The 14,057-nt window shown below is 44.3% G+C and carries 12 protein-coding genes; all 12 read right to left on the bottom strand.

What is annotated here, in order from left to right; all coding sequences use genetic code 11:
• Positions 1 to 95 precede the first annotated feature (95 nt).
• Positions 96 to 1,346 carry a threonine ammonia-lyase IlvA gene (ilvA, locus tag AEQ18_RS11435; protein ID WP_054116468.1) on the bottom strand — a complete coding sequence of 417 codons (1,251 nt, stop codon included), beginning with the start codon at positions 1,344 to 1,346 and terminating at the stop codon, positions 96 to 98.
• A 12-nt stretch (positions 1,347 to 1,358) separates the two neighbouring features.
• Entirely contained in the window at positions 1,359 to 2,348 is a 990-nt protein-coding gene (gene ilvC / locus AEQ18_RS11430) for a ketol-acid reductoisomerase (protein WP_054116467.1), read from the bottom strand.
• A gap of 48 nt (positions 2,349 to 2,396) precedes the next feature.
• Complete coding sequence (gene ilvN / locus AEQ18_RS11425; RefSeq protein ID WP_054116466.1) at positions 2,397 to 2,873, bottom strand: acetolactate synthase small subunit; 477 nt, start codon at positions 2,871 to 2,873, stop codon at positions 2,397 to 2,399.
• A 2-nt stretch (positions 2,874 to 2,875) separates the two neighbouring features.
• Entirely contained in the window at positions 2,876 to 4,576 is a 1,701-nt protein-coding gene (gene ilvB / locus AEQ18_RS11420; RefSeq protein ID WP_054116465.1) for a biosynthetic-type acetolactate synthase large subunit, read from the bottom strand.
• A 2-nt stretch (positions 4,577 to 4,578) separates the two neighbouring features.
• Positions 4,579 to 6,264, bottom strand: coding sequence for a dihydroxy-acid dehydratase (gene ilvD, locus AEQ18_RS11415; protein ID WP_054116464.1), 1,686 nt, complete (start codon positions 6,262 to 6,264; stop codon positions 4,579 to 4,581).
• Between the two features lie 523 nt (positions 6,265 to 6,787).
• On the bottom strand, positions 6,788 to 7,063 hold the full coding sequence (locus AEQ18_RS11410) for an HU family DNA-binding protein (RefSeq protein ID WP_054116463.1): 276 nt from the start codon (positions 7,061 to 7,063) through the stop codon (positions 6,788 to 6,790).
• Between the two features lie 234 nt (positions 7,064 to 7,297).
• Complete coding sequence (gene der, locus AEQ18_RS11405) at positions 7,298 to 8,608, bottom strand: ribosome biogenesis GTPase Der (RefSeq protein WP_054116462.1); 1,311 nt, start codon at positions 8,606 to 8,608, stop codon at positions 7,298 to 7,300.
• A 165-nt stretch (positions 8,609 to 8,773) separates the two neighbouring features.
• The gene (rpsA, locus tag AEQ18_RS11400; RefSeq protein WP_054116461.1) at positions 8,774 to 9,988 is read right to left on the bottom strand and encodes a 30S ribosomal protein S1; all 1,215 of its coding nucleotides are present in this window, start codon (positions 9,986 to 9,988) and stop codon (positions 8,774 to 8,776) included.
• 211 nt (positions 9,989 to 10,199) lie between these two features.
• Positions 10,200 to 10,871 carry a (d)CMP kinase gene (cmk, locus tag AEQ18_RS11395; RefSeq protein ID WP_054116460.1) on the bottom strand — a complete coding sequence of 224 codons (672 nt, stop codon included), beginning with the start codon at positions 10,869 to 10,871 and terminating at the stop codon, positions 10,200 to 10,202.
• Positions 10,872 to 10,970: 99 nt separating this feature from the next.
• Entirely contained in the window at positions 10,971 to 11,594 is a 624-nt protein-coding gene (locus AEQ18_RS11390) for an SAG1386/EF1546 family surface-associated protein (RefSeq protein ID WP_054116459.1), read from the bottom strand.
• Between the two features lie 72 nt (positions 11,595 to 11,666).
• Complete coding sequence (locus AEQ18_RS11385; protein ID WP_054116458.1) at positions 11,667 to 13,049, bottom strand: RecQ family ATP-dependent DNA helicase; 1,383 nt, start codon at positions 13,047 to 13,049, stop codon at positions 11,667 to 11,669.
• Positions 13,043 to 14,041, bottom strand: coding sequence for a helix-turn-helix domain-containing protein (locus AEQ18_RS11380; RefSeq protein ID WP_054116457.1), 999 nt, complete (start codon positions 14,039 to 14,041; stop codon positions 13,043 to 13,045). Before AEQ18_RS11380 ends, AEQ18_RS11385 begins: the two co-directional genes overlap by 7 nt.
• Positions 14,042 to 14,057 lie beyond the last annotated feature (16 nt).

The raw sequence follows: 14,057 nt of genomic DNA, 5'->3' as shown, positions 1-14,057 counted from the left end.
CCTACTAAATCGCAAGCCCCTGCGAAATCATGCTGTTTAAACAAAAAAAGTGCCTCATGACTGACAAGCAGTACAAGACACTTCTGATAACATGTTTAGACAAGCAACGAGTATAATGATTGATTGTCCTGCAGATTGATATATTGCGCATCAAACGCGGCAATCCGTGCCAACAAAGCATCTAGATCAGATGTCCGTTTTAACAAGATGCCCAGCATGACCGGTCCTGTCCCACGATTGATTTTTTTGGTGTACTCGAAGCGTGTGATATCGTCATCTGGACCTAATACGTGACTGACAAATTCTTTGAGCGCGCCTGGGCGCTGCGGAAAATTGATGATAAAGTAATGCTTCAAGCCTTGATAAATCAAAGACTTCTCTTCGATTTCCGCCATTCTAGAGCTGTCATTGTTGCCCCCGCTGATCATACAGACAACGGTTTTTCCTTTGATTTGCTCTTTGATCAACTCAAGGGCCGCTACACTTAAAGCCCCCGCAGGTTCAGCAACGATTGCTTGTTTCGTATAAAGTTCGAGAATCGTTTGGCAAACCGCCCCTTCTTCGACGGCTACTAGGTGATCCACATATTCTTTGGCATGTTGATACGTAAGCTGACCGACTTTCTTGACAGCCGCACCATCAACGAATTTTTCGATCTGCGACAGCGCAACTGGTTCCCCCTGATCAAAGGCTGCTTGCATTGAGGCGGCACCGATTGGTTCCGCACCAATGATTTGAATATTGGGTCGTTTCCCTTTTAGGTAAGCCGCGGTACCGCTGATCAAGCCACCGCCGCCGATAGCTGCCACCACGATGTCGATATCATGATTTTCTTTGTCTGCATCTGCCAATATTTCAACTGCTGCGGTTCCTTGTCCTGCAATGATGGCTGGGTCATCGAATGGCGCGATGAAAGCCATCTGATTGTCCGCAGCATACCGCTGAGCTGCTTCAGCCGCAGCATCAAAAGTATCGCCGACCAATTCGATTTTGACGAAATCCCCCCCGAAAAATTTCACCTGGTTGATTTTTTGTTGCGGGGTCGTCGTTGGCATATAGATCACTGCTGACAATTGCCGTTCTTGACAAGTATAGGCAACCCCTTGCGCATGGTTGCCCGCACTGGCACAAACAACGCCGCGGGCGACCTTTTCTTGTTTTGCAGCAATCGCATAATAGGCCCCTCTGAGTTTGAAAGAGCGGACTATTTGCAAGTCTTCTCGTTTCAGCAGAATCGTCGCTTGGTATTTTTCAGACAAGAAACGATCATATTGCAGGGGGGTATGACTCACGACAGGTGCCAATTCTTGATAGGCTTTTTCAATCTCACTGACAGTCACAAACAAATTACTCCACCTCTAGTCTTTTGACACGAAAGGCATCATTTTTCTTAATTCACTGCCTACTTTCTCAATTTGATGGTTGCCATTTTCTTCCCGCATTTTATGGAATTCAGGGAAACCATTTTGATTGTCGGCGATAAAGCCTTTCGCGAATTGTCCATTCTGAATATCTGTTAGTACAGCTTTCATGTTGGCTTTGGCCTGATCAGTGATCACGCGGGCACCGGAAACATAATCGCCATATTCAGCTGTGTTAGAAATAGAATGACGCATTTTTTTGAAGCCGCCTTCGTATATCAAGTCGACGATCAATTTCATTTCGTGGCAAACCTCAAAATAAGCCAATTCTGGTTGATAACCTGCTTCAACGAGTGTTTCAAACCCAGCTTCGATCATACTCGTCAAGCCGCCGCATAACACCGCTTGTTCCCCAAATAGATCGGTTTCCGTTTCTTCTTTGAAGGTGGTTTCTAAGACGCCCACGCGGGTAGCACCGATACCTTTTGCATAGGACAATGCCGTATCTTGCGCTTGACCAGTGGCATCTTGATAAACAGCAAATAATGCCGGTACAGCAAAGCCTTCAGTAAATGTCCGGCGCACCAAATGTCCCGGTCCTTTAGGTGCAACGAGGAAAACATCTACATCTTTTGGTGGTGTGATCACATCGAAATGAATATTGAAGCCATGAGCAAAAGCTAAGGCATTGCCTGCAGAAAGATTCGGTTCGATTTCGTTTTTGTACAAGTCACCTTGGATTTCGTCTGGTGCGAGGATCATCACCACATCTGCTTGTTGCACAGCTTCCGAAACAGGGTACACAGCAAAGCCATCATTTTTCGCCGCATCGGCTGATTTTCCTTCTCGAATCCCGATAAAGACTTCATGTCCGGTATCTCGCAAGTTCTGTGCATGGGCATGACCTTGTGATCCGTACCCGATAATGGCGATTTTTTTGTCTCCTAGATTGTCTGTGACTTCCTCGTTATAATATACTTTTACCATAGCTGTTTCCCTCCGAATTCTTTCTTTATTAAAGCAATAAGATTGCGTTTAACCTCTTGTAAAGCCAGTCACACCTGTCCGTGCCAGCTGTTTGATGCCGTAAGGCCGTAACACATCGATACAGGCTTCGACCTTCTTCGTATCGCCTGCTACTTGGACCACGATCGTTTTCAATGCTACATCTACGATACGGGCACGAAAGGGATCGATCACGGCTTGGATCTCAGAACGGGTAGTCGTTGGCGCATTGACTTTGATCAGTACCAATTCCCGTTCGATGTGGGGCTCTTCTGTGATATCCGATACTTTCATCACATCGATTTGTTTGTTCAATTGTTTGATGACTTGTTCGGTTTCTGCCAACTGATCCACATGGACAATGATTGTCATGCGGGAAAAGTCTGGCTGTTCTGTGACACCAACTGAGATACTTTCAATATTGACTTGTCGCCGATTCAATACGCTAGTAATGCGACTCAATACGCCAGCTTCATTGTGAACGATTGCGGCCAATGTACGTCTCATACTCAAACCCCCATCATTTCATGATTCTCTTTGCCTGGCGGGATCATTGGCAAGACATGCTCAGAAGTTGAGACCATCACTTCAATCAGTTGTGGTCCTTTTTCGGCAAATGCTGCTTCTAGATCCGATGTAAGCTTGTCGTTGTCCGTGATCCGTATGCCTTGGACGCCATAAGCCTCAGCTAATTTGATAAAGTCTGGTTGTTGGCTGAACACCGAAGCAGATCGCCGTTCACCATGGAACGTTTCTTGCCACTGACGTACCATTCCTAGGGATTGATTATTCAGCAGCACGAATTTCACGTTCAAACCGTATTCATTGAGGATCGCAAATTCTTGATTGGTCATTTGAAAACCGCCATCTCCTACGAACACCACGATCGTTTTATCTGGATAAGCAAATTGAGCACCAATACCAGCAGGAATGCCGTATCCCATCGTTCCCAGCCCTCCACTAGTGATCAATTGTTTGGGAAATTGGAATGGATAGTATTGTGCGACCCACATTTGGTGCTGGCCCACATCCGTCACAACGTAAGCTTCTCCTTTTGTGATACGGCCCACTTCTTCAATGACCCGTTGCGGTTTGATCTCTTCTTGTTGTGTGCGGTCATAGCGATAAGGCTTTTCCGCTTTTCGGGTTTGGCAGCAGTCGACCCAGTCATGCCATTGATTCGGACTTGGTTTGTAGCGCAGCATTTGCTGCAGCGCGGCTTTGGCATCCCCTACGATAGGAATCTTTGTTGCAACGATTTTACCGATTTCAACAGGATCGATATCGATATGCGCCACAACGGCTTGCTTGCCGAAACGACTCCCCGCCGTTGCCAAACGATCGTCAAAACGTGAACCGATATTGATGATCAAATCAGCTTCTGATAAAGCCATATTTGCTGCATAGGTGCCATGCATGCCCCCCATTCCTAAAAACAAAGGATGCGCTACTGACAATAAACCTAATCCTAACAGCGTCGTGACCGTCGGTATTTGGTACTTGCCGACAAAACTGTGCAACTCTGCTGCCGCTTCTGCCGCGATCACACCGGCACCAGCTAAGACAACAGGGCGTTTGGCCTTACTGAGGACTTGCATCAGTTTCTCTATTTGCAGGATCGAAGGATCAATGGTCGGTTGATAACTCTTTCGCTGCACCGGCAATGAAAAACGGGCGGCTGTTTCTTGCAGCGTGATGTCTTTAGGCAGATCAATCACTACTGGCCCCTTACGGCCAGTATCTGCAATATGAAAAGCTTCCGCGATTACTTTAGGCAAGTCATCTACACAGCGTACTTGGTAATTGTGTTTTGTGATGGGCAATGTGATCCCCAAAATATCAGCCTCTTGAAATGCGTCCTTGCCAATACCTGCAGTGGCGACTTGTCCTGTGATCACGACTAAAGGCACTGAATCACTCATGGCATCAGCGATGCCAGTCACAACATTGGTTGCACCAGGACCGCTTGTCACTAGCACGACCCCCACTTTGCCAGTGGCTTTGGCATATCCTTCAGCTGCATGGATCGCGCCTTGTTCATGTCGCGTCAATATATTCGGGATAGCCGCATCGTAAAGTTGATCATATAAAGGCAATACAGCACCGCCAGGGTAACCGAAGATCATTTCCACGCCTTGGTCTAGCAGACTATCGACTAAGACTTTGGCACCTGTCCTCAAAAGATTGGGTTGATATTCGATATTTTCCATTGCTATTCCTCCTCTGGCACGCGCATCACGCCGCCGGTATTTGCTGATGTGACAAGTGCTGTGTATCGTCCCAGCCATCCATTTTTGACTTTGGCACGAAACTTTGGTCTAACTAAAGCACGTTGTTGCAAAATTGCTTCTGATACGTCTAAGTGAATAGAACGTTGCTGCAGATCGATCACGATCGTGTCACCGTCTTCTACGAGGCCTAACGGTCCGCCAGCAGCTGCTTCCGGCGAGATATGCCCAACCGCAATCCCTCGTGTTGCACCAGAGAAGCGGCCATCTGTGATCAAGGCCACATCTTTGCCTAATCCTCTACCGACGATACTTGAGGTAGGCGCCAACATTTCCGGCATGCCTGGTCCACCTTTCGGTCCTTCATAGCGAATCACCACTACATGCCCTTTTTGAACAGTATGATTATCAATGGCAGCAACGGCGTCATCATGAGCGTCAAAACAAATTGCTTTACCTTTAAAGACTTGGACACTTGGATCGACTCCGCCAACTTTGATCACACTCCCTTGTGGCGCGATATTGCCATAAAGGATCGATAGACCACCTACCGGACTATACGGATTTTCTTTTGGGTGGATCACTTCTTCATTGTGGATGATCGCATCTGCAACGTTCTCTCGCAGTGTTTTTCCAGTGACTGTCATTCGGTCAGGATGGATTGCCCCCTCGATATCGATCAGTTGTCGAATGATAGCAGATACACCACCAGCTTCATGGACATCATGCATTGAGTATGCGGAGGACGGTGCGATTTTTGATAAATAAGGGACCCGTTCTGCAATATCATTGACACGCTTCAAGTCGTAATCGATCTCTGCTTCACTTGCGATAGCCAATGTATGCAAGACGGTATTGGTGGAGCCGCCCATTGCCATATCTAACGCAAAGGCGTCATCAATGGCCTCTTTCGTGACAATGTCGCGCGGCTTGATTTGCGCTTTGACCAAATCCATCAGATGGAACGCTGCTTGACGCACAAGTTCTCGCCGTTCTTGAGAAACAGCTAAGACCGTCCCATTGCCTGGTAAAGCCAATCCGAGAACTTCCAACAGACAGTTCATAGAGTTGGCGGTGAACATCCCTGCACAAGATCCGCAAGTAGGGCAGGCATTTTGTTCCATAAACTCAAAATCAGCCTTTGACATTTGTCCATCTTTGTATGCCCCCACAGCTTCAAACATAGAAGACAAGGTGGTTTGATGGCCTCGGGGATCGATTCCTGCTTTCATCGGTCCCCCTGAACAAAAGATCGCTGGTACGTTGGTACGCATCGCAGCCAAGATCATTCCTGGTGTGATTTTGTCGCAATTTGGTATATAGAAAACACCATCAAACCAATGGGCATTGATGACCGTCTCGGCCGAATCAGCAATAAGTTCGCGACTAGGTAATGAATACCGCATGCCGATATGCCCCATGGCGATCCCATCATCTACCCCAATCGTATTGAATTCAAAGGGAATTCCTCCCGCTTCTCTGATCGCTTCTTTGGCCACATCGGCTAATTCTCTTAAATGAACATGGCCAGGAACGATACCAATATACGAGTTGCAAATAGCAATAAACGGCTTATTCATATCGTGGATATTTTTTACCTGCCCTGTCGCATACAGCAAACTTCTCGCTGGTGCGGCATCAATGCCTTTTTTGATCTGATCACTTCTCACCTTTACCATCTCCTGCATTCTCGTATAAAAAAAAGCACCCCGGTTATAAAAACTGGGATGCTTTGTCAGAATCCCATTTTACTTACGCAAATAGGACTAAAACAAACGGATAAATTTTGCTTCCGTGTTCTAAGTCCTGGTATCAATAATAATGACTAATAAATATTGAGTGTAATTGCGCATGTAAAATGGCTCCTTCATGAGAAAATATGTTGTTGTTGTAATTGTTTACCAATATACCGCTTAGAAAAACCAAAGTCAACAAATTTTCAGAATTATTTTTCAATGATTACAGAACAAGACGGTTATTTTTCGGAAGTTTCGTCATTTAAGATGATAGGAATATAGGGTTAAAACCTCACAACATAAGCTGTTCAATATGTGCTTGCATTCAAAAGTATTTAGCTAGATAGTTATTTTATAATAACAAAAAAAACAATATATAAATTTGAATTTTCTGACTATTCAAAGGAAAAGAAGAGCAAAAAAACCCTTGATTTCTCAAGGGTTTCATCAGACGAAATTATTTCACTGCGTCTTTAAGAGCTTTACCTGGTTTGAATGCAGGTACTTTGCTAGCAGGGATCTTGATTTCTTCACCAGTTTGTGGGTTGCGTCCTTTGCGTTCCGCACGAGAACGAACTTCAAAGTTACCAAAGCCGATTAGTTGAACTTTTTCACCGTTAGCTAAAGCCTCTTGAATTGTAGAGAATACAGCATCAACTGCTGCAGTTGCGTCTTTTTTAGTTAAATCAGTAGCTGATGCAACTTTTTCGATTAATTCTGCTTTATTTGCCATGGATGGTTTCACCTCCTGATATTTTTTTTGATGTCATACATCAACAAAAATCTTGAGTGGTCCAAGGTTTTTGTCAAATATTGATTACCATCAATATTCTGATATAACGTTATCATAAGAACCTTGTAATATCAAGGATTTTAACGTTTTTGAGCTGCTTTTTTTTGGTTTTTTTGCTTTTTTCTAGAAAAGAATAGATTTCTTTGTAAAAAGAAACAAAGTGTGTTAGAATCCTTACTTTCTTTTGCGTGGAATAATTCGGATCGGTGTCCCTTCAAAGGTGAACGCTTTGCGAATTTGGTTTTCCAAGAAACGATTATAAGAGAAATGCATCAACTCTTCTTCATTGACAAAAATAACAAAAGCAGGTGGTTTGACCGCCACTTGTGTTGCATAAAAAATCTTAAGGCGTTTGCCTTTGTCTGTTGGTGTTGGGTTGATTGCAACGGCATCCATGATGACATCATTCAACAATGCCGAAGGAATGCGCAAGTTTTGGTTCATGCTGACTTCCTCGATCAATGCTGGTAGTTTGTTCAATCGTTGTTTGGTTACCGCAGACACAAAAATGATTGGTGCATAATCCAGATACTGGAATTCTTCTCTGATTTCTTCTTCAAAATCTCGTAGTGTATTGGTTTCCTTCTTCAATGTATCCCATTTATTGACCACAATGATGATCCCTCGACCAGCTTCATGGGCATACCCGGCGATGCGCTTGTCTTGTTCACGAATGCCTTCTTCTGCGTTCAAGACCATCAAGACGACGTCTGAACGTTCTATGGCACGCATCGCACGCATTACGCTGTATTTTTCGGTTGACTCATATACTTTCCCTTTTTTACGCATACCTGCGGTGTCTATCATGGTGAATTCTTGTCCTGAATCGCTGGTAAAATGGGTATCGATCGCATCGCGGGTCGTCCCTTCGATCTCAGAAACGATCACCCGCTCTTCGCCTAAAATTGCGTTGATCAAGGAAGATTTCCCTACATTCGGACGACCGATCAAGCTAAACTTGATGATTGAGTCATCTTCTTCTTCTGCTTCATTGGTAAAATGTTTGACTGCTTCATCAAGAACATCCCCAATACCTAGTCCATGGCTCCCAGAAATCGGATATGGATCACCCAGTCCTAAAGTATAAAACTCATAGATATCGGCCCGCATTTCTGGATTATCGACTTTATTGACAGCTAAAATCACTGGTTTGTTGCTCTTAAATAACATACGAGCCACCATTTCATCGGCATCTGTCACACCTTCTCTGGCACTCGTAATCAAAACAATGACGTCTGCTTCGTCAATGGCAATCTCTGCTTGATGCTTGATCTGATCCATAAATGGCTCATCACCTAAATCGATCCCGCCAGTATCGATCACACTAAATTCTCTGCCTAACCATTCGCCAGTTGCATAGATACGATCTCTGGTCACTCCTGGAGTATCCTCAACGATCGAAATTCGCTCTCCAGCTATCCGGTTGAAAATGGTCGATTTACCCACGTTCGGACGTCCAACGATCGCTATTGTTGGATTTGACATTTTTTACCCTCCATTAAAAAACTGCATCTGTACTTGCCTGCAGTTTTGTATTCAATCTTACTTAGTTTACCTAATGCTGCGAAAAGTTGCAAGCTTTCTAAGAAAACAAAAAACCAGCTTATAACAAATTCAACTATCGAATCGTTATAAGCTAGTTGGCTATTCTTACTCTTCGTCGCTATCCTTTAAAGCATCACCTAAAATATCACCCATAGTGAATCCAGTTGACTCTTCAGGTAATTCATATGTGTCATCAGTTGCTTCTTCTTGGGCATCTGCCTTGTCATTTTTTTCAAGGGCTTTGATACTCAACGCGATCCGATGTTCTGCAGGGTTGACTTCAAGCACTTTCACTTGTACTTCTTCCCCTTCTTGCAAGACCTCATGCGGTGTTGCAATGTGTTTGTGGGAAATTTGGGAAATATGGATCAATCCTTCAACACCTGGGAAGACTTCGACAAAAGCACCGAAACTAGTCAACCGTTTCACGGTTCCAGTCAATACGCTGCCGACTGCTGCTTGTTCTTCAATGTCGTTCCAAGGTCCAGGCAATGTGTCTTTGATAGATAAAGATACACGCTCTTTGTCAGCATCAACAGATAGCACACGGACTTTGACACTGTCGCCAACTGACAATACATCAGCAGGTTTGCCTACATGGCCATGAGAAATTTCTGATACATGGACTAAACCATCAATTCCGCCTAAATCAACAAATGCACCAAAATCAGTCAAACGAGCTACTTTGCCTTCGATTTCTTGGCCTTCATATAAATCAGCCAAAATGGCTTCTTTTTGTTTTGATTTCTCTGCTTCAACAACCGCCTTATGAGAAAGGATCAATCGGTTTTCTGAAGGTTCGATCTCTACGATTTTAAAGGTCAATGTTTTGCCTTTATATTCTTCAAAGTCAGCTACAAAATGATCTTCCACCATTGAAGCTGGCACAAATCCACGCACACCCACATCGACGACTAAACCGCCTTTGACAACATTCGTCACAGGTGCTTCGATGATTTTGCCTTCTTGGAAGTCTTTTTCGATATCTTCCCATACTTTCTTGGCATCTAAGCGGCGTTTAGACAATAGGTAGCTGCCGTTTTCTTTGTCTTTACCGATGGCTGAGATCACAACCAATTCCAAGACATCCCCCACTTTGACTACTTCGTTGATGTCTTCTACAGGTGCAGTAGATAGTTCTTTCGCTGGAACAACACCTTCAACGCCGGCACCTTCGATACCAACGATAGCTTGGCGATCTTCAATGGCCAATACCTCGCCCTTTACGATATCCCCTACATTTACTTCTTGGAAATTATCTAAAGCAGCTTCCATTGATTCATTTCCGTTATCAACCTGTTTATTTTCAAAATCTGTCATCACTCGTGTCCTCCTAACCAACAATTCTGCATAATTGCACTACATCTTTTAGTTTAAATTAGAATGTAAAAAAAATAAAGCGATTTCGCTTATTTTCATAAAAAACTCTTATCTTTTCCCCTTAAAAATCTATTCAAATCAGTTTTCGCAAGATTTACACCATTTTTCTTTCTGAAAATAAAAAAACAGCGGGGAACACCCACTTGTTTTTTTAATATCCTTTTTTTGCTATTGTCTGTTTGATGGCTGAGACAACCGCTTCGATCGACATGCCTGACGTATCGATGCGTACGGCATCGGCTGCTTGTTTCAAAGGTGAAACAGCCCGATGAGAGTCTACGTAATCTCGTTGCTGGATTTCTTCTTTCAATACCTCAAAGGTCGTATCGATTCCTTTTTGCTGATTCTCTTTGAATCGACGGGCTGCGCGTTCTTCCACACTGGCAACTAAGAAAATCTTGACTTCTGCTTGCGGTAGGACTGCGGTACCGATATCGCGACCGTCCATCACGACGCCGCCATTTACAGCAATCGCTTGTTGTTGTTCAACGAGCTTCTTTCTTACAGCCGCATGGGCTGAAACCTCAGACACAGCATTTGTAACGGCGGGTTGACGTATCGCCTCTGTCACTTCTTCAGAACCAACGAAGACTGATTGGCCATTCGTTCCCAGTTTAAAGGTGATGGGATATTGGTCGACCAAAGTGGCAATAGCCAGTTCATCGTTCAGTGCACAGCCGGTTTTTAGTGCCATATAAGTAATGCTTCGGTACATCGCGCCTGTATCGGTATAAATAAAGCCTAAATCGTTGGCAATGATTTTCGCCACGGTACTTTTGCCTGATGAAGCCGGTCCATCAATCGCAATATTGATTTTTTTCATTCGTTGATCGCGCCTCGTTTCCTTGCAAAGAACATCCATCATGTCATGCACTTTGCGTTACTAGATTCTTTCAAGAAAAAAAACCGCCAAAGCGGTTTTTTATTTAATTCGTAACGTGTCTCCTGGATAGAGCATAAAGTTATTCGGATCGATGCCATTTAATTCATACAACGTTTCCACTGAGATGCCGTTACGGGCAGCTACTTGCTCTGGACCTTCACCAGATTGAACCGTCGTATATTGTTCGGTCGTCCCTTGATCCGTCTGTGTATTGTCATCAGCGGCGTCATTGTTTTGTGCTTCAGAAGATGCACTGCTTGATGGTGTTGTCGCTACACTGCTGCTTGATGATGTACTGCTTGATGCACTAGACGAACTCGACGAACTTGAAGATTCACTTGTTGATGAACTGGTAGACTCAGTCGTAGATGATTCTGCCGTCGATGACTCTGTTGTTGAAGATGCAGTCGTACTTTCCGAAGAACTGCTATCAGCGACTGCTGCAGAATCATTGTTATGATTCAAGACCCAGATTCCTGCGCCTACTGGAATCGCAACGATCAAGAAAAGCAAAACTAACACGATCGTCAAAAAGAGTGAATTCCCCCGTTTTTGTTGTCGATGTTGTGATCTTGACGCAGAATCTTCAGACTCTGTATCATAAATTGGTTGTTCCCACGGTTCTTGATTGTCTGAATTGTAGTTGTTGTCTTTCTTACTCACTCGTATTCCCTCCTAGTATCGTTCCGATGTATTATACCATAGGACAATGAAAACTGTCCTGCAAAATCAAAATCAATTTACATCTTTAAACATTTTTAGTAAAAGAGTTTGCCAGGTATCCTGCTGACCAGAAACGTGGCTTTCTTTTTCTTGGTCGATCACCAATCCATCGTTATCACAACACGGATCGATTGTTTGACTATTTTCGCCAAAATACTGCAGCAAAAAAGTACGGCGACAGGTAGTCAGATTGATATAACGCAGCATTTCTCTCAGTTTTGCGCGTTTGTTTTGCTCATTTTGCTCGACGGTTTGCTGCCATTGGTCGACACCGATCTTGCGAGATTTTTGCAGCCATTTTTCTTGCAAAGGGGTCCATGGGACACCCTGGTCGACCTCAGACCGCTCAATAAGCTGATTGATTTGTTCTTGGGTTTCCCGCTGAAAAAAATAATGGATCTGTTCGTCATGTGTTTGATAGAGTAATATCGCCTGACTCGCCAATCCATCCCGACCAGCTCGGCCAATCTCTTGACTATAATTTTCTAAAGAGTCAGGTAAATCGTAATGGATGACAAAACGAATATCACTTTTATTGATCCCCATCCCAAATGCATTGGTTGCTACCAGCAACGTCAATTGATTTTGGGAGAACTGCTGCTGCAGCATTTTCCGTTGGTCACTTGCAAGTCCGCCGTGATAAAAACCGATGGCATAACTGCTCTTCAACGATTGGTAGACTTCCTCTACTTGATGTCGTGTGGCACAATAGATAATGCCCGCCCCATTCAATCGTGCCACGTAAGACCGCAGTGTCGCCATTTTATCTGTCGTCTTTTCTACGATCAAGCCTATATTGCTGCGATTCATCGAGTAGCGGAAAACAGCAGCTTCGCCTGGCAGCAGATAGCGGCGAATATCTGCTTCTACTTCTTTCGTTGCTGTGGCCGTCAAAGCCAATGTGGTCGGATGATGTAATTGTTGTCTTGCATAGGCTAAATCAAGGTACTCCGGACGAAAATCGATCCCCCACTGAGAAACACAATGGGCTTCATCGACTACAAATAAAGCAATCGGTACTTGGCTCAGACGATTGAGCACTGCCTCTTGCAACAGCATTTCTGGACTTAAAAATAAAAACTTATAGGCATGCAAGTGGTGCAGTACATACTGACGATCAGTACCTGTCAGCTGACTATTAAAGGCAATGCCGCGCTTTTCTCCTTGCTTTTGTAAGCCAAATACTTGATCCTCCATTAAAGAAACCAACGGTGAAACGATCACGACCAATCCCTCTAGTAAGTAGCCAGGCAACTGATAACACAGGCTTTTCCCGTTACCTGTAGGCATGATCGCTAATGTATTCTGCTGATGCAGCACACTGTCGATCACTTCTTTTTGGCCAGGACGAAACGTCGCAAAACCGAAATACCGCATTAAATCGTTTTCTAACATATAATCCCTCGTTTTTGTGCAATTTGAAAGAGGCGGATCGGCAGAAAATCTGCACCCAGCAGTTGTTGCAGGTCTTGATAGCGATACTGCCAGGAGGATGCGGGCAATAGCCGATATATCTGACGATCAAAACGTGCATAAGGGAAGTTTTGATCTAATAAGGCCCACTCAATCAAATGGTCATTGACTGTGCCTTCTTTTAAATTCCTTTGGTGCATGATCTCTTTAACGGATAATCCCTCTTGGAACAACCGCTGTGTTTCTAGCATACTTTGATTGGCATTTTGCTGCAAAAACGGTGCTATACTACGATAGAGAACCGATTCTTGCTGCGCCTCGACCAATGCAATAAAGTGTTGGATCGCAGCAGCTGTATAAAGGTGCTGCCACGGTTTCTCCTGATAGTCTTCTGGTACTAGCTGAAAGAATGTCTTCCCTAAAACATGTGGTCCCGTCAAGGTACCCGCCAAAAAGTCAGCCTTTTCTGCCGGCATTTGTTCAAAGATTTGCCATAATTCTTGAAATAGTTTATCCTTTGCATTTGGCACTTGTCGCAAAATCTGTCTCACTGGCTCTGTATACATCGGCGTGTTTTCGACCGGTATGTATCGATTGGTGACCCCTTGATAGCTGGCGGCTTGGATTAACAGGCGCAGCAGGCGCCAAACAGATTGCCACGTTCGTCCATAACGATAAAAAGAAGCAGCTGCCAATATGTCTGTATATCCAGCGCGTGTATCCTCTGCTTGATCAACGGTCTGGATCAACCCTGTTGGATCCGCTACTAAAGCACCTTGCCGCAGCATCTGATCGATTTGCTGCTGAAATGCTTCTTCTGTTAAATCAGGCAAAGCTTGAAAAAGACCCAGACGGTCATAAAAACAGCCATAACTCAACACTGAACTCGTTCGTTTGCCTGTCAACAACTGATAAAGTGTAGACGGGCGCAACTTGTCAGTATGCGCAAATAGCGCTAAAATAAATACATCCATGTTTGCCTCCAGAAAG

Origin of the sequence: Enterococcus sp. RIT-PI-f (assembly GCF_001297065.1) — a bacterium.
GTDB lineage: Bacteria > Bacillota > Bacilli > Lactobacillales > Enterococcaceae > Enterococcus_D.
Note: the sequence above shows the minus strand (reverse complement) of the source record. Positions and strands in the feature narration are given on the sequence as shown.